Source organism: Neobacillus nitrireducens, assembly GCF_030915405.1.
In the GTDB taxonomy this organism is placed as follows: Bacteria; Bacillota; Bacilli; order Bacillales; family Cytobacillaceae; genus Neobacillus.
In genome coordinates, this window is record NZ_CP133262.1 from 1716552 (window position 1) to 1731733 (window position 15182).

At 36.7% G+C, this 15182-nt stretch carries 22 protein-coding genes; 7 read left to right on the forward strand and 15 right to left on the reverse strand.

The window, feature by feature from the left end; genetic code table 11:
- Positions 1-178: 178 nt before the first annotated feature.
- Positions 179-655, forward strand: a complete 477-nt coding sequence (locus RCG22_RS08180; RefSeq protein WP_098261095.1) for an N-acetyltransferase — start codon at positions 179-181, stop codon at positions 653-655.
- A 37-nt stretch (positions 656-692) separates the two neighbouring features.
- On the opposite strand, the gene RCG22_RS08185 is transcribed toward RCG22_RS08180, so the two are convergent.
- From RCG22_RS08185 to RCG22_RS08200, 4 genes are all read right to left on the reverse strand, one after another.
- Complete coding sequence (locus RCG22_RS08185) at positions 693-1322, reverse strand: RsfA family transcriptional regulator (RefSeq protein WP_098261094.1); 630 nt, start codon at positions 1320-1322, stop codon at positions 693-695.
- Between the two features lie 86 nt (positions 1323-1408).
- Positions 1409-2167 (reverse strand): enoyl-CoA hydratase/isomerase family protein, encoded by a 759-nt coding sequence (locus RCG22_RS08190; RefSeq protein WP_308106476.1) that lies wholly within the window; start codon positions 2165-2167, stop codon positions 1409-1411.
- 105 nt (positions 2168-2272) lie between these two features.
- Positions 2273-2446, reverse strand: coding sequence for a 50S ribosomal protein L32 (gene rpmF / locus RCG22_RS08195; protein ID WP_026566356.1), 174 nt, complete (start codon positions 2444-2446; stop codon positions 2273-2275).
- 88 nt (positions 2447-2534) lie between these two features.
- Positions 2535-3056, reverse strand: coding sequence for a YceD family protein (locus RCG22_RS08200; protein ID WP_098261093.1), 522 nt, complete (start codon positions 3054-3056; stop codon positions 2535-2537).
- A gap of 235 nt (positions 3057-3291) precedes the next feature.
- On the opposite strand from RCG22_RS08200, the gene RCG22_RS08205 reads away from it, so the two are divergent.
- Positions 3292-4512: a nucleotidyltransferase gene (locus tag RCG22_RS08205; protein WP_308106477.1), complete on the forward strand. Its 1221-nt coding sequence runs from the start codon at positions 3292-3294 to the stop codon at positions 4510-4512.
- 22 nt (positions 4513-4534) lie between these two features.
- Here RCG22_RS08205 and RCG22_RS08210 read toward each other — a convergent pair whose 3' ends face one another.
- Together RCG22_RS08210 and RCG22_RS08215 are read right to left on the reverse strand one after the other, a co-directional pair.
- On the reverse strand, positions 4535-5560 hold the full coding sequence (locus RCG22_RS08210) for a SepM family pheromone-processing serine protease (RefSeq protein WP_308106478.1): 1026 nt from the start codon (positions 5558-5560) through the stop codon (positions 4535-4537).
- A gap of 8 nt (positions 5561-5568) precedes the next feature.
- Positions 5569-6348 carry a patatin-like phospholipase family protein gene (locus tag RCG22_RS08215; protein ID WP_308106479.1) on the reverse strand — a complete coding sequence of 260 codons (780 nt, stop codon included), beginning with the start codon at positions 6346-6348 and terminating at the stop codon, positions 5569-5571.
- A 237-nt stretch (positions 6349-6585) separates the two neighbouring features.
- On the opposite strand from RCG22_RS08215, the gene ylbJ reads away from it, so the two are divergent.
- On the forward strand, positions 6586-7806 hold the full coding sequence (gene ylbJ, locus RCG22_RS08220; RefSeq protein ID WP_308106480.1) for a sporulation integral membrane protein YlbJ: 1221 nt from the start codon (positions 6586-6588) through the stop codon (positions 7804-7806).
- An 8-nt stretch (positions 7807-7814) separates the two neighbouring features.
- Here the strand turns inward: ylbJ and coaD are convergent, their stop codons facing one another.
- Positions 7815-8300, reverse strand: coding sequence for a pantetheine-phosphate adenylyltransferase (gene coaD, locus RCG22_RS08225; protein ID WP_308106481.1), 486 nt, complete (start codon positions 8298-8300; stop codon positions 7815-7817).
- A 12-nt stretch (positions 8301-8312) separates the two neighbouring features.
- Positions 8313-8873, reverse strand: coding sequence for a 16S rRNA (guanine(966)-N(2))-methyltransferase RsmD (gene rsmD, locus RCG22_RS08230; RefSeq protein WP_098261087.1), 561 nt, complete (start codon positions 8871-8873; stop codon positions 8313-8315).
- A gap of 372 nt (positions 8874-9245) precedes the next feature.
- Between rsmD and RCG22_RS08235 the strand changes: the two genes are divergently transcribed.
- Positions 9246-9635 (forward strand): DUF7147 family protein, encoded by a 390-nt coding sequence (locus RCG22_RS08235; protein ID WP_098261086.1) that lies wholly within the window; start codon positions 9246-9248, stop codon positions 9633-9635.
- A gap of 181 nt (positions 9636-9816) precedes the next feature.
- Here the strand turns inward: RCG22_RS08235 and RCG22_RS08240 are convergent, their stop codons facing one another.
- The 5 genes from RCG22_RS08240 to RCG22_RS08260 all read right to left on the reverse strand — a co-directional run bounded on the left by RCG22_RS08240 (position 9817) and on the right by RCG22_RS08260 (position 11967).
- Positions 9817-10092 carry a YlbG family protein gene (locus RCG22_RS08240; RefSeq protein ID WP_098261085.1) on the reverse strand — a complete coding sequence of 92 codons (276 nt, stop codon included), beginning with the start codon at positions 10090-10092 and terminating at the stop codon, positions 9817-9819.
- A gap of 159 nt (positions 10093-10251) precedes the next feature.
- On the reverse strand, positions 10252-10695 hold the full coding sequence (locus RCG22_RS08245) for a YlbF/YmcA family competence regulator (protein WP_098261084.1): 444 nt from the start codon (positions 10693-10695) through the stop codon (positions 10252-10254).
- Positions 10696-10755: 60 nt separating this feature from the next.
- Positions 10756-11121 (reverse strand): hypothetical protein, encoded by a 366-nt coding sequence (locus RCG22_RS08250; RefSeq protein ID WP_098261083.1) that lies wholly within the window; start codon positions 11119-11121, stop codon positions 10756-10758.
- Positions 11122-11230: 109 nt separating this feature from the next.
- On the reverse strand, positions 11231-11470 hold the full coding sequence (locus RCG22_RS08255; protein WP_098261082.1) for a YlbE-like family protein: 240 nt from the start codon (positions 11468-11470) through the stop codon (positions 11231-11233).
- A gap of 20 nt (positions 11471-11490) precedes the next feature.
- Positions 11491-11967, reverse strand: a complete 477-nt coding sequence (locus tag RCG22_RS08260) for a YlbD family protein (protein ID WP_308106482.1) — start codon at positions 11965-11967, stop codon at positions 11491-11493.
- Positions 11968-12043: 76 nt separating this feature from the next.
- Between RCG22_RS08260 and RCG22_RS08265 the strand changes: the two genes are divergently transcribed.
- On the forward strand, positions 12044-12523 hold the full coding sequence (locus tag RCG22_RS08265) for a PaaI family thioesterase (RefSeq protein WP_308106483.1): 480 nt from the start codon (positions 12044-12046) through the stop codon (positions 12521-12523).
- Between the two features lie 86 nt (positions 12524-12609).
- A complete protein-coding gene (locus RCG22_RS08270; RefSeq protein WP_308106484.1) occupies positions 12610-12906 on the forward strand; it encodes a hypothetical protein in 297 nt (98 codons plus the stop codon).
- Positions 12907-12928: 22 nt separating this feature from the next.
- Here RCG22_RS08270 and RCG22_RS08275 read toward each other — a convergent pair whose 3' ends face one another.
- Both RCG22_RS08275 and RCG22_RS08280 read right to left on the reverse strand, forming a co-directional pair.
- Positions 12929-14008 carry a CAP domain-containing protein gene (locus RCG22_RS08275; RefSeq protein ID WP_098261079.1) on the reverse strand — a complete coding sequence of 360 codons (1080 nt, stop codon included), beginning with the start codon at positions 14006-14008 and terminating at the stop codon, positions 12929-12931.
- 182 nt (positions 14009-14190) lie between these two features.
- Positions 14191-14622 (reverse strand): CBS domain-containing protein, encoded by a 432-nt coding sequence (locus tag RCG22_RS08280; RefSeq protein WP_098261078.1) that lies wholly within the window; start codon positions 14620-14622, stop codon positions 14191-14193.
- Between the two features lie 186 nt (positions 14623-14808).
- Here RCG22_RS08280 and RCG22_RS08285 point away from each other — a divergent pair, with 186 nt between their 5' ends.
- Positions 14809-15168, forward strand: coding sequence for a YugN family protein (locus tag RCG22_RS08285; protein WP_308107112.1), 360 nt, complete (start codon positions 14809-14811; stop codon positions 15166-15168).
- The last annotated feature ends 14 nt before the right edge of the window (positions 15169-15182 follow it).

The following is a 15182-nucleotide window of genomic DNA, read 5'->3' on the forward strand; positions in this document are numbered from 1 at the left end:
CTACCTACCATGCAAATAATGAAAACGCCTTGAACTTATTTGAAGAATTTTTTGAGTTTTTGTTATATAATGATAGTGATTCATTTGAATAATCCAAAAAATGTTTCATATCATGATATTCAGGGACAAATGAATATATACAAGGTTATGAGGTTCTCATTTATAAGGGGGTTTGGCTATGGTAACAAAGGTGGAAAAACTAAAAGTAAACTTTAAAACACTAGAAGAATTTAAAAAATTTAAAGAATATGGGATTCAAGAACTATCAATGTCGGAAGACCTTGAAGAAAATTTGGTCGATAACGATAGCGACTCTCCATTTTACGGAATTTACTTTGGGGACAAATTAGTAGCACGGATGAGTTTATATCAAATTGAAGCAAAATTTGACCGCTACTTCTATCCACCGCAAAACTACTTAGAGATTTGGAAGCTTGAAGTATTACCTGAATATCAAGGTAAGGGGTATGGGAAAGTACTTGTAGAATTTGCGAAGAGCTTTGGTCTCCCAATTAAGACAAACCCTAGAGTCCAATCAAGAGACTTCTGGGAGAAGATGGACTTTGCCAATGTAGAATACGATATGGAGCGTGACCGTGGGGAAAATCCATTGGTTTGGTATCCAACCGGTGTCGAGGCACAGCATAATAATTAACATATAAAATAAAAAGCGGACGATTAGTCCGCTTTTTCTACTTTTCTACTCTTTCAAGGTTTCCATTTTTGTCCATTTGAAATTTCACCTTTTGTTGTCGGTCCTCATCCTGCAGGACGACCATTTTCCGTGCTCTTTCCATAATTTCAATTAACGAACGATAATCCTCTTCAATCGCTTTTAAATTTTTGGCTAATCTTTCATTCTCCGCAGCCAAATGGTATGCCTTCTTTTCCAACTCTTTAATTTTTTCAGTAGAACGCTTCCGGTCTGCTTCAAAACTGGTTGAGGCTTGCGCTTTTTGTTGGAGACCTTCTAAGAAATGAATAACAGTCGCAAACGTGATTTTGCTGCCTTGCTCATTAACTACGGGTGATGGAACGACTTCTTCCTTAACGGCTTCATGAACGGATTCTTCTTCATTATAGGCTGGTTGCTTTTTCAACTCTTTACGCTGCTTTTTTGCTAGCTCTATTCCCGATTTATATTGTTTTCTGACAAATGAATTCCAACGAAAGCCACAGGCTGCTGAGGTACGCGTCAGCTGCTTCCCTACTTCCTCAAAAGCTTGAAGTTGTGTCCCGCCTTCTCGGATGTAACGTAACACAACTTCAGCAAGCAACAAGTCTTCGTCTTGAGACCATGCATCTTGTCGAGTCGGTGACATAAAATCATCCCTCCTAGTGTTTTTATAATACATATGCATCTACTAGAAAAGATAGACTTAATCAAGCCCTGTGTTTTCATCTTAAGTCATTGTTTTTTTCGTATAAAAGCTTTTACGTATTCATGATGAGCATCGCTTTCCCAAAGAACAGCACAATTTCTTACCTCATCCTCCATTCTTTCACGCAGTTTTGTTTCCTCCCACTTTCTAATCCAGATCTTTTTATAGGAGTTTAGCACACTTAAATCGTTCGATAGCATTGTTTCAAGATATGATTCACAAGCCTGAAGAGAGTTATCCGTATATAAAGAGTTGATAAAGCCAATTTCTTTTAAATAGGCAACTGTTTGGAGTTCAGCTTCCATTAAAAGTTTCATAGCAATCGCCGATGGCAGCCTTTCAGCTAAAATTGAACCTCCTCCCCAACCTGTTGTTATTGCTTGCTTCCCCTGGACAAACCCTGCTTTTATTCCTTCTCGGGCAAGACGAAAATCACAAGCCGCTGCAAGTTCACACCCCCCACCGACTGCTGTTCCATTAATAAGAGCAATAGTAGGGATAGGCAAGGTAAGTAGAGAATAAAGGATATTTGCCATTTTTGAGAGCATGTTGTATGCCTCTTCCTTTGTATGAAGTTGGTGAAAAACAGATAAATCTCCACCTGAACAAAAAGCCTGATCGTCTTTTCCGGTAATAACAAGTGCCTTAATATCAGGTTCAGTTGCTTTTTTTATCGCTTCTGCCAAGCCTTCCATCACGTCAAAATTAATAGCATTTCTTTTTTCACTTCTATTAATCGTAAATAATAAATAACCCTTTTCGTGTTTTTCAATCGAATATGACATACTGTCGCAACCTTTCATTTTATATTTTTTTATGTAAGTATTTATCTAAAAACGACAAAAGCACAAGGACTCTTAAGTCCTTGTGCTTACTATCTTACCTTAAAATTAGTCGTTTACTACATCTTTTCCTTTGTATGTTCCGCAAGCTTTACATACGCGGTGTGAAAGTTTCATTTCACCACAGTTTGGGCAGCTTACCATACCAGGTACGTTTAATTTAAAATGAGTACGACGTTTTCTTTTTGCAGTTTTAGAAGTCCTTCTAAAAGGTACAGCCATTCTTCCCACCTCCTTAAAGAGTATTAAGAAAGTAATGAAGACCAGGAACACTGGGCTTCACTTTGCTTCTTAGATTTGTCGATTAGATTTACGAAGAAGAATTGTTTTCGTCAAAAAACTTTGCAAGACCTGCAAGCCTTGGATCCATTTTTTTAGATTTATCTTCCTCATGAACAACTTCCCAATCCTTGCCAGACTGTGGAGCCGCATCTTCATGATTAACATCTTCGCAAAAAACCTGCATTGGAACTTCAAGTAAAAGAATCTCTCGAAGGATTGGCATAATATCAATCACATCACCATTTACTTGATATGCTTCCTCTTCAGTTTCATATACTGAAGCTTGTAAGAGGAACGTTTCAGTTGTTTCGACATTAATTGGAAGTCTAACATCCACTAAAGTACGAGAACAAGGAAGTATTAAGTAACCTTCAATTTTTAAATGGAAAGTTACTTTTGTTGAATCAATATCTCCCCGACCAGTAATATGCATCGGAGAAACTTCTCGAATGGTTGGATCATCTTGTATAATCTCATCCACACGAACTATTTCATCAATCAAAAAATCCTTGTTTCGATATTTTTGTAATTGACTTAATGTCCATTTCAATTGAATCACCCCAAGGCAACAAAAATAATTATAGCCTTCGATAAATTTTTTGTCAATGTTTTTTCTTTACACCCCGTCAGGTGATTAAAAAAGGCAAAACGCTCACATGAGTTTCCTATACTAGTTTAACCAGATAAGCTATTTGCAAACATCTTTAATATCTTATCATATAACTTGATTGATTACCTTAAAATTTTGCTATAATATTAGTACTTTTAAAAAAGGGAGAGAAGATATGAAATCTGTTGGTTTAATCGTGGAGTACAATCCTTTCCATAATGGACACGCCTATCATTTGCAAGCGTCTAAAGAGGCAGCGCAGGCAGATGTTGTCATTGCTGTAATGAGTGGGAACTTTTTGCAGCGCGGAGAACCTGCCCTTGTATCCAAATGGCAGCGCACTAAGATGGCCTTGCTTAATGGAGTTGATATTGTTTTTGAACTTCCGTATCGTTTTGCTACTCAAAAAGCGGAGACCTTTGCCTTCGGGGCTGTGTCAATTTTAGATGCTGTCCACTGTGAATCCCTTTGTTTTGGAAGTGAAAGTGGAGATTTATCCGACTTTCTTCAAACGATTGATTACTTAAAAGAACAGCAAAACCCATATAATGAAAATATCAAAAGTCACTTAGATACTGGTGTCAGCTATCCAAAAGCCCTATCCCTAGCTTTTCAACAATTGCCTGCTGCAGATAATTATTTGGATCTAGCAAAGCCCAATAATATTCTGGGACTTGAATACATAAAAGCAATCCAACAGCAAAAGTGCGCAGTCAGACCGCTGACAATCGCTCGGAAAAACGCTGACTATCACGATGAGCATTTCGCTTCGGCAACAATTGCCAGTGCAACTAGTATCCGTAAAGCTATTTTTACAAATGACAATAGCCAAACAAATATTGATCAATATGTGCCAGAGCAAACGAAAATTTTGTTAAAAGAGTATATTCAGCAATATCATGGATTTCACCAATGGGAGAATTATTGGAACTACCTGCAATTTCGCTTGATTCATTCTAGCCCTGGTGAACTTAGGGAAATCTACGAGGTGGAAGAGGGGCTTGAAAACAGGCTTCAAGCTGCTGCTCTTGAGGCAGATAATTTTCATCAATTTATGCAGAAAATTAAAACAAAACGCTATACTTGGACAAGACTGCAAAGGCTATGTGTTCATATTTTAACGAATACAAAAAAAGAGGAAATGGCAAGACATTCGGAAAAAGCCACTTATTTAAGACTTCTAGGAATGACCTCTACTGGTAGAGAATATTTAAATAAAAAGAAGTCTCACCTTAGTTTGCCGCTTATTTCGAAGCTAGCTTCGTTTAAGGGAAATGAAATAAACCTCGATATTAAAGCTGCTCGTATTTATTCGCTCGGGATTCCCAGTCATTTAAAAGCAAAGATGCTTCGGCAAGAATATGAGCAGCCGCCTGTATATATAAAAGGGAAATAAAAAAGATGATGCAGCCGCACCATCATTTTTTATTTTCCTTCAAATTTTCTAAATAATTTACCGCGTCATCAAAGGTATCAATTGGAATGATTTTCATTTTAGTCTTAATATCCCGAGCTGTCTTTACAGCATCATGGTAATTAGAATTCTTTATCCCTTTTTCATTAGGGGCTAAAAAATATTCTGCACCCGCCTTATCAGCTGCAACAATTTTTTGTTCAATTCCTCCAATAGGTCCGACTGTACCATCCCCATCAATCGTTCCAGTGCCAGCAATTTGATAGCCTTTAGTTAAGTCCCCTTCTGTTAACTGGTTATAGATTTCTAATGAAAACATAAAGCCGGCAGATGGTCCACCTATTTCATCCGTCTTTACCCTAACCTTCGGCTCCACTACTATTTCTTTATCGTCCACAAGCGAAATCCCAATACCCACCTTTTGAGGATCCTCTTTAAAAGGCTGAAGTTCTAATGTAACGGTATTTGTGCTTTTATTTCGCTGATAAGTTAATTTTACTTTGTCACCAGCTTGTTTTTTGCTTACGTAATCAATAAATTTCTCCGAAGAAGGCAATTGCTTTCCATCCACCTTAAATATGCGGTCCCCCGCTGAAAGGTTCCCATCCGCAGGCATATCTGGAATCACCTGCATAACATAAATCCCCTTATATTTATATTTCACAGGCAATCCTGCTTTACGGTACGCAACCTCAATCGCGTTAAGTTTCGACCCGGCCATCAAATGAAGTTGTCTTGTATTGTATTCTTCCTCAGTTTCTTTTTTATTTAAAATCATATCTAATGGATAGAGTTCTTCATATTTTCGGCTTTTTGCTTCTAAATAGGAGTAAATATTTGCCCTGCCCATCCTAACTGTTGTAAGCATAAAATTGCCTACATCCTTTTCACCACCATCAACCGTGATGATGGGTCCAAGTTCTTTTGCCATTCCAGGTTTTGAAACATAATAAGGTAAAGAATAAAACATTCCCCAGATTAAAATAATGGCAACAAATAGTGTAGATCCTATATATATTTTTTTTCGCATGGCAATTTCTACCCCTTCCACTGGTCAATCACGGTTTTTATTTGATGTAAAGATTTTTTTGCTTCTTCCTCACCAAGATTAATGATTTCATCAATATTTGTGAAGGCTCGTGAACTATAAATTTCCACTGGGGGTCGAATCATTACACTAGCTGCAATTTCCCTATTGTTAATTATTTCCGCTTGCATAATGTCTATACTTTGCATAATTACATCATAAATAGATAGAATCTCTGCGTTTCGTTTCACCCTGGAAACATCTACTGCGATCACTATATCCGCCCCCATCTCTTTAGCAACAGACACAGGAACCCGGTCAGATACACCACCATCCACTAGGATTCGTCCATTATATTTTTCCGGAACAAAAATCCCGGGGATAGAGATACTTGCTCTAACTGCATCAGCGACTGGTCCTGTTTGAAATACAACTTTTTCCCCTGTCAGCAAATCAGTGGCGACGATTCCAATTGGGATGTCTAGCTCCTCAATGTTTTTTCCATGTGTAAAAACTTTAATAAATTCCTTTACTTTTTTCCCTGAAATAAACCCCATTTTCGGAACAGTAAAATCCAAAAAGTATTTTCTTTTAAAGGCAGTCGATAGTTTATATAACCGCTCCATGTCAATTCCAGCTCCGTAAAAACTCGCAACAAGCGCTCCCATACTGCTTCCTGCAATAAGATGAATCGGAATTCCAGCGTCCTTTAATGCTTTAATAACTCCTAAATGAGCAAACCCGCGTGCACCACCTGAACCAAGCGCCAAGCCTATTTTAGGGTGCTCCATAACGAAAGACCTCCTATTTAAAGCGATTGAAAATTTTATCATCTTATCAAAATGGACCCACCGAAGTCTATTCCACGGAAATGAGAATTCTCGTTCAATCTTATGGTCTAAATATACGTTCTATGAGTATATTTGTGTTATATGAGGACAAGTCAGGATAAGAATATTTCTTATTTTAACATTCAATTTATTGATTGCACAGTTTCAGGCGATTCCCCTCGGAAGGAGGCCCCCTCATTGTTTCGGTCCAAACTAAAAACTATTTTTTTATCCGTTTCTGTCACCATTTTAGCTGCATCACTTATTTCATTTCCACAAGAGTCTTTAGATGCTTCCATACGGGGACTAAATATGTGGTGGGAGATTGTCTTTCCTTCCCTATTACCTTTTTTTATCGTTTCTGAGATGTTGATTGGATTTGGGGTTGTCAAATTTATTGGTGTATTATTGGAACCATTGATGAGGCCTCTTTTTAAGGTACCTGGTGTTGGCGGATTTGTTTGGGCGATGGGTATGGCATCAGGATTCCCTGCTGGTGCGAAATTTACCGCCAGGCTGCGGCAGGAAGGCCACTTAACACAAATCGAAGCAGAAAGACTCGTTTCTTTTACTAATTCATCAAATCCTTTATTTATCTTTGGAGCTGTATCCGTTGGATTTTTCTATAACCCACAATTAGGTGTACTCCTTGCCATAGCCCACTATTTAGGAAATATTTGCGTTGGATTAATCATGCGTTTTTATGGAAATGAATCTCCTGACGAACCTAGTACGAAAAATAAGAAATTCAAAATACGATCGGCTCTTTCTACTTTACATCAAACCAGATTAAAAGATAATCGACCCATTGGTAAACTTCTAGGCGATGCAGTCAATTCTTCCATTCAGACTTTATTAATGGTTGGCGGCTTTATTATTTTATTTTCCGTAATTAATAAATTACTTTATCAATTACATATCACAGCAGCACTGGCAAAAGCAGTTGAGATATTGTTATCCTCAATGTCTTTCCCGGATATGTTAAGTATTCCCTTTATTTCCGGTTTATTTGAAATCACATTAGGCAGTAAGCTAACTAGTCTGGTACAGGATGCTACTCTAGTGCAGAAAGCAATGATTACCAGCTTTATCCTCGCCTTTAGTGGATTTAGTGTCCAAGCACAGGTTGCAAGCATCCTGGCCCAAACAGATATTAGATTTAAGCCCTTTTTTATTGCAAGAATCCTTCAAGGTATTTTCGCAAGCTTGTTTGCCTTGATTTTGTGGAAACCCGTTTACTTGCGCTTCAGTAGGCAAGAGCAGCCTTCTAATGCCCTGCCCGTTGGTTTTTTCGAGGAAGGTTCCTGGTCAAACCATTTTTATCATAAAATGATTGACGTCGGTCCTCTTGTCACCATCTGTTCTCTTTTAGTGTATGTGCTTATTTTGTTTTCCCGCTTAAATAAAAAAAGAGCCTAGCTCTTTTTTTATTTATCTTTATATTTCTTTTTTAGTTCTTTTTCCACAATTGGCGGGACAAGTGACGAGATATCGCCATTATATTTTGCTACTTCTTTTACAATACTAGAGCTTAAAAATGAATATTGATTGTTGGTCATGATAAAGAAGGTTTCAATATCCTCATTTAGTACTCTATTCATCGAAGTGATTTGCATTTCATACTCAAAATCTGATACCGCCCTTAATCCACGAATAATAGCACTAGCATTAACAGCCTTTGCATAATCCACAAGTAAGCCCGAATGGACATCTACTTTAACATTAGTTAGATCTTTTGTTACAGCCTTAATTAGATTCATTCGCTCTTCAATAGTGAATAAAGGATTTTTCGATGAATTGTTTAAAACGCTCACATAAACAGTATCAAATACTTTGGCACCTCTTCTAATAATATCTAAATGGCCATATGTAATTGGATCAAAACTTCCCGGACAGACAGCTATTCTTGTCAAAATGACTCCCCCTTATTCAATATCTGTTTTTATATAAATAGTTACCGCGATCATACCATATTTTTCATGTTTTATTTGTGTCAAACGCCCCGCTGATTTTGGTAACTCCACATCAAAACTATGTTCACAGACAATTATGCCATCTTTTTTTACAACATCCTGTTTATCCATTTTTTCCATTAAACTGACCAGTTGTTGTTTTTTGTATGGTGGGTCTAAAAATATGTAATCAAAGCAGATATCTCTTTTGATGAGAGCCTTTAATGCTCTATCTGCATCGTTGCGATAAACCTCGGTTTGGTCCTCAAATTTACAAGCTTTAATATTTTCATGAATTACTTGAATAGCCTTGGATTCCCGGTCAATAAAGATCACTTTATCCAATCCCCTGCTAAGTGCCTCCAAACCTAATCCACCACTGCCAGCAAATAGGTCCAACCCTATTCCGCCATCAAAATAAGGACCAATCATATTAAATAAAGCTTCTTTTACCTTATCTGTTGTCGGCCTTGTTGTATTTCCTGGAACTGCCTTTAAAGGTCTACCTTTACAAACACCTGAAACCACTCTCACGTACTTATCACCACATTTTTTCATAAATAATTTCTTAGTACATCCTACCATAATTTATAAAAAGTAGACAATTCTGCGGATGATATCTTTTCATTACGAATTTTTATTATAAAGTACGTATAAGCTTTTGGGTTGTGGAAATAATGAAAGTAACAACATCAATTCGAGGATGTTGTTGCCAACCGCGGAGAAGACTTACGTTTCCCCATAAGTTCTTCCTCCGGTTTCTCCTCTCCCTTTGCCTTCTATCCTTTATGAGGATGTGGAAGGACCCTGCAGAATTTTCTGCAGGTTTTTTTTATTTTTATTTTAAAAATGAATCATCCATGATAAAGTATTGATTAATTGCCCCATTTTAAAGGAGAGTTTTCAGTGATCCAGCGTTTTATTGAATTAGGAGAAGGATATTCAGATTTATATGAATTGCTAGAGCTTACAGATGCGAATCAGCATCGTCTTCAACACATGCTCGCACTAAATACAAAGATTGATGATAAGGAGAGAACTTCCCTGGTTGTGATTTTAAAGCCAACTGACCCTGGGAAGTTCCAAGCACTATATATTTGCCGCGAGGGTGTCCCAAACCCCAATTTTATACCTAATAAAAGATATGACCTCTTTGCCGCTGCAGCTGATAAACATGGTAAGAATATACACGAGCTATCTGTAAAGCCATCTACCATCTTTTATGAAAAAGAACTATATTACCAGCACCTTATTGGTATTCTCCGTCTAAATCATTATTTATTGCCACTACAATAGGAAAAGCGGAAGCGCCCGTTTAGCGGCGTATGGACTGGAGCGCTTTGACTGAGATAAAGGAAACACGGAGAGCGAAGCGCATTCGTGCTTGACTTATCGTAGGGAAAAGAGTGAAGTCCACTAGCCGCTGGGCGCTGGAGCTAGACATTAGGAAAAGGTGAGGGATTTCTCCCTCACCTTTTTAAATACCCATTTTATAATCGTATTCTTTTGCTTTATCTGGTGATGAATTCTCATATTCCATTCTTAAGAATGGTTTATAGGAAGGTTCTACTTTCTTTACAAACGAAAAAGAATTCAACTTTTCCATTATTTCATTCACTTCTTCTTGATTACAATACAGAACGACATATTTCAACTTTTTTGAAACGTAATGTACATTTCCGAACCGTCTAAGCATTTTGGCTTGTTTTAAAGAGTAAAGCCAAACAACCAATCCTTGTCTTTGAACAAACATACTTTTTTCCCCTTCAACAGAACCATCATTTTAACTAAGTCTAGCATATCAAAACGCTTCATTTCAATTCAAACTTTGATTCTTTTCAATATTCTATGATTGCAACAGAATAAACACTGCGATTATAAAGAAAAAATCAGCCTTATTTAGCTGATTTTTTTACCCGCAATTACAACTGCCGCCTCCGCCGCAACCACTGCTATGACTGGTTTGGGTTTCAAAAAACTGGTTGCCTGTTGGAACTTTTATATGTTCAGAGACCGAACCGCCGACAATGATACTAATCGCATCCAGCAGATCTTGCAAATCATTTTCAGCTAATTTAAACTCAGCTACAAGAGGATCCAAATCCATTTCCCGCTTATTTTCACGGATTTGAGTCATGACTTTTTTATAATCAGGATGGTATTTACCAAATCGCTGAACTTCTTCATATAGTTCCTTTAAACTCACAAATCGGTTTATTTTCCGTTGTGATTCCTTGTTATTTTGCAATTTATATAAACAAATTTGATATTGTTCAGCTATATCAGATTCTAAAACCATTTTTGCTAATTGCTCAGCTTGTTCTAATAATTCAATACTTTCTAACGTAGCAAGCACTTTACGCCCACCTCCACAGATATTTTAACATGAAAGTGTTAGTAATGCGAAAATTTCCTATTATCTAGGGATATTTACCATAAATTCTTTTGCAATTCCATAGGATTCATTCTTTAAGTTGACAACCTCGAGCTTCACTATATGTCTACCTGGTGATAAGTCACTAATAATAAATGCTGCTGAATTAACTTCGGTTTTCTTCATCCCATCAACCCAAACCAAAATCTTACCAATTCTCTGCTTGGATTGGTCTGTTTCCCGGAAACTGACTCCTGTAACGATACATTCAATCAATACTTGTTCACCCTTTATTTGATGGTGAACAACTACCGAAGGAAATTCTGTGCTTGGCAATACATGATTAAATCCCGAAAGTATGCCTATCAATAAGACTAGTAGGATTAGGTACGGAAAACGATTTTTCATTTCATTTCACTCCTTCTTTTGCTTGTATTGTTCGCCCTCATCTAATTTTTTAGTCTCCACTTCTCTTTCTCGCACAAAAAAAGCCACATGATGGATAATGTGACTTAAGTTAATTTTGATTTTTCATCGCTTGAAACATGTGATACATCATCGAAGCCATTTGTACACTATTTGAAAATTTATTAACCTGGTCTGGAATGGTCTTTTTATAATAATGTAACGATTCAATTTCAAGTGTCTGTAATTCATAGGGATTCCGAGAAAGCTTTCGATACCAGATTGGCTGTTCACGAATAAATTGTTTTAGGTCCTTTTGACCTTCGATATATTCAAGCACATCTCTTCGCATTAGTTTAAATTTCCTTTCTCTCAATCTTTTCTAAATACAAATGGATTTTTAGGTCCTTCCGACGGCTTCACAGACCCCACTGCCGGATTATTCCCTTGAAACTGTGTAATTACTCCTTGAATTGCACCAAGTGCCTGACTTAAGTTATTAATATGGTTTTGCACTTGATTTGGGTCCATTTTCTTTACCATACTAACAATACTGGACATCCAATCCCCTTTAGATTCTACGCTGCTGTCACTTTCTGAAACATTGACAGTTCCAATTGTTTCCCAGTGACTATCATCCTCACCTAATAAATACCAATCTTCATATAACTCCTGCCAGGTCGATTTCCCTTTCCGGACTTCTTGGATAATTTTCGGGTTATTTTTTACAAATTCTTTAAATTGTAACACGGAAGGGTGTAATTTTTTTTCCGTCACTTTTCTCACCTCAGCCCATATTAATGCCAATAATAGAATATGAAATAATTTTACAAATGTGATTGCTCCCATCAAGTTGAATATATTTAATAATTTCCTGGTAAATGGTAAGATGTCAAAAGACAAAGAAATGTGGGAGGAAAAGATTTTGAAAGATGAATTACGTCAATTATTTGAAACTTGTATCGAAGGTGGTTCAGAGGAAGACTTAAATTCCCTAGCCCACTTTTTAGAAGGATTCCAAAGAAAAATTCAGAACAACAGCACCTATATTGACGGGATTCTCCACATGGAGAGAAAAATAGATGAGACAAGTTGTGAAATAACGATTCCTTTACACCCAGTTCTCAATAATAACCTAAATATACTCCATGGAGGAATGACGGCAACCGTCCTTGATACAGCGATGGGGAGTTTAGCTAATTATCTTCAGCCAGAAGGATTTGGGGCTGTAACAAATCAATTAAATATCCATTACATTGCACCAGGTATTGGAGAAACACTTCGATGTAAGGCAGAGGTTGTACATAAAGGCACTAAAACGATGGTTATTTCAGGGGAAGCTTATCGTGCTGACGGAAAAAAAATCGCTTATGCAACAGGTACTTTCTTTACCATCAGTAAATAATGATTGAAGGAGTTTGATCAAACATGGTCACCGCTATTGTTATCCCAATAATTTGCCTTTACTTTTTTTTCCTTACAAAAAAAGAAATGAGGGAGAATGATAGGAAGTGGCTTAATTCTGGCTTTGTAAATCAAGAAGCAATCTTGACGGGGGAAATTAAAGACATTTCAGAGGAAAAACAACGTTTTTACTATCACCGCAACATTTATGTCCAGTCATTAAAGCTGCAAACAGAAACAAGATTAATAACAACTCAAAAGATAACACCCGTAACCAACCACTTCAAAAAAGAGTCCTTTCAAATAGGGGATGTGATACGGGTGTATGGAACCTGGGATAACAATAAATTTTTATTTAATGAATATAAAGTTGAAAAAAGGTGACCAAGTGGTCACCTTTTTTCATTTATTGTTCTGTTTTTTGAATAAAGTTTTGTGTATAGTACTTCTGATATACTCCAACACCAAGGTGTGAAAAATCCTTATTTAACAGTGATTCACGATGTCCCTTACTATTTAACCAACCCTCGACAACTGCAGGTCCATCGGTATAATTGGCTGCAATATTCTCCCCGGCTGCTTTGTAGACCACCTGTGCTGTTTTCAATCGCTTGGAAAGGTCTCCAAACTTCTTAGAGGTGTGTGAAAAATCATTGTTTTCAGACATATCCTTACTATGCTTGAACGCAGCCTCCGCTGTATTTTCATCCCATTTTAATTCATTTAGTTTATGCCTTGCCCGTAAGACATTGGTTATATCAAATATCTCTTGTTCCGCATCTTCTTCAATTGTACGCTGTAATTCCTCGGAAATTACAGGGGCTTGAATTAAGATTCCACTATAAACAAGTTCATATGGGCGTTGTTTAATTAGTGTTTCTGCATTCAGGAAACGTACACTTGAAAGATTGCCGGTAAACTTATCAAAATATAGCTGGACGTATATATCACCTAATTGTACCATTGGCCGAAGATTTAAATCGGTATCGTTTAATTCAAAGCGATAGGTGTTCCCTCTATATTCAAGATTAATATTAGTATCAATAAATTGGGTATTAAAAATTTCCTCAACAGGCTGGCCTATTTCAAACGGGGCCACATCTAGATTTTGACCAAGGGCAAAAATCGTCACTACACGCTTATTTTCAACACCAACTTGCAGATAATTTTTATGGTCGTGATTATAGATGTACCACTGATAGCCATACATGGACTCATCAATTCTCGTTGGTGTTCCAAGTTTTTTTTGTAGTTCAGATAAATTTTTCCCAATCAATATTGCTAAGCCCTCTTTCGGTTTTTCAGAGGATATTTTTTTACTTTGCTTTAAATCAGGAATTTGTGTGTTGGCTGGTTTCATTTCTGTCGTATGATCTTCTTTGATCAAAATATTACCATCATTATTATCATTTATACTTGCATAAAAACCAATGGTTAAAAAAACGGCTGAAAGGATAAGTATTCTAGACAGTATACGCAGAGGCATTCACCCTCTCTATTACTTTTTCTATCATTATATGTATAGATAAAATTATTATATCATTTATATCATGAATAGTAATAGGCATTATCAAAAATGTCAGTCAAATGAAATGATTAAAAGAAAACAGGTACTATGAGTACCTGTTTCATTTTCGTAAAACTATTTTATTTATATAATAATTTTGATTATTGGACTCCGTTAAAGCTTTGCTCAGATATTTCCGTTAATGCTACTTTAGCCTGATCATCCGTTAATTCATGAACGGCGAAATCTCCAAGGGAAACGATCCCGATTAACTTTCCTTCCTCTACCACTGGTAATCGTCTAATTTGATGTTCTGACATTAACTTTGCAGCCTCTTTGCTCGTGGCATCAGTTGATATGGTAATAAGGTTATTACTCATGATATCCTCGACTTTGGTTGAACCAGGATGTTTTTCAGCAACTCCTCGAATAACAATATCACGGTCTGTAATCATACCTACTAGCTGTTCCTTATCAACAATCGGAATGGCCCCTACATTAAGCTGTTTCATTTTTAAAGCAACTTCATAGACATTATCCAATAACGTGCAACTTTCAACATCACTTGTCATGATATCTTTGATTTTTTCCATATTAATACCCCCATGTATTTTTGCTTCTTACATTTTTCTAGTTTTTCCAATCAAGAATGTTTTATTCGTTGTATGAATTCATTGCAAGTTGCTACATTTTCAACTATTATTAAATTGAATTATATTGCTTTACTATTGAAATAAGAAACATAGGGGCAATGGTATTGTTTTTAGGAGGGATTAATGATGAAATTCGAGAATACCGAATTTGAAAAGTTAAAGGCTGACTTAAACCGTTTAGATGAGGTAATGCTAGATCACGGTTTAGTTCGAGAGGGACAATGGGACTACGAACGTGTTACATACGACCGCAAGTTTGAATTAAGAGAAGGTGTATTTTACCTGCGTGTTCGTGGCCATGCAATTGAGGGCGACATTGGTGCTGATAAGGCAACCATTCAATTAATGACCCCACTACTTGGCAAACATTATTATCCACATGGTGTTGAATATGGTGAAGGCGAAACTTTCCCAACCTCTCTCGTGAATCAATGTAAAAAAATACTTGATGATGTTAAAACTGAGATCAGTAAATTCGCCTTATAAGCAATAATAAAAGA

Excerpts from the sequence above, each read along its gene's own strand:
- RCG22_RS08180 (WP_098261095.1), top strand. The coding sequence starts at position 179 with ATGGTAACAAAGGTGGAAAAACTAAAAGTAAACTTTAAAACACTAGAA.
- RCG22_RS08185 (WP_098261094.1), bottom strand. The coding sequence starts at position 1,322 with ATGTCACCGACTCGACAAGATGCATGGTCTCAAGACGAAGACTTGTTG.
- RCG22_RS08190 (WP_308106476.1), bottom strand. The coding sequence starts at position 2,167 with ATGTCATATTCGATTGAAAAACACGAAAAGGGTTATTTATTATTTACG.
- rpmF (WP_026566356.1), bottom strand. The coding sequence starts at position 2,446 with ATGGCTGTACCTTTTAGAAGGACTTCTAAAACTGCAAAAAGAAAACGT.
- RCG22_RS08205 (WP_308106477.1), top strand. The coding sequence starts at position 3,292 with ATGAAATCTGTTGGTTTAATCGTGGAGTACAATCCTTTCCATAATGGA.
- RCG22_RS08210 (WP_308106478.1), bottom strand. The coding sequence starts at position 5,560 with ATGCGAAAAAAAATATATATAGGATCTACACTATTTGTTGCCATTATT.
- RCG22_RS08215 (WP_308106479.1), bottom strand. The coding sequence starts at position 6,348 with ATGGAGCACCCTAAAATAGGCTTGGCGCTTGGTTCAGGTGGTGCACGC.
- RCG22_RS08240 (WP_098261085.1), bottom strand. The coding sequence starts at position 10,092 with ATGTTTGTTCAAAGACAAGGATTGGTTGTTTGGCTTTACTCTTTAAAA.
- RCG22_RS08250 (WP_098261083.1), bottom strand. The coding sequence starts at position 11,121 with ATGAAAAATCGTTTTCCGTACCTAATCCTACTAGTCTTATTGATAGGC.
- RCG22_RS08255 (WP_098261082.1), bottom strand. The coding sequence starts at position 11,470 with ATGCGAAGAGATGTGCTTGAATATATCGAAGGTCAAAAGGACCTAAAA.
- RCG22_RS08260 (WP_308106482.1), bottom strand. The coding sequence starts at position 11,967 with ATGGGAGCAATCACATTTGTAAAATTATTTCATATTCTATTATTGGCA.
- RCG22_RS08270 (WP_308106484.1), top strand. The coding sequence starts at position 12,610 with ATGAGGGAGAATGATAGGAAGTGGCTTAATTCTGGCTTTGTAAATCAA.
- RCG22_RS08275 (WP_098261079.1), bottom strand. The coding sequence starts at position 14,008 with ATGCCTCTGCGTATACTGTCTAGAATACTTATCCTTTCAGCCGTTTTT.
- RCG22_RS08280 (WP_098261078.1), bottom strand. The coding sequence starts at position 14,622 with ATGGAAAAAATCAAAGATATCATGACAAGTGATGTTGAAAGTTGCACG.
- RCG22_RS08285 (WP_308107112.1), top strand. The coding sequence starts at position 14,809 with ATGAAATTCGAGAATACCGAATTTGAAAAGTTAAAGGCTGACTTAAAC.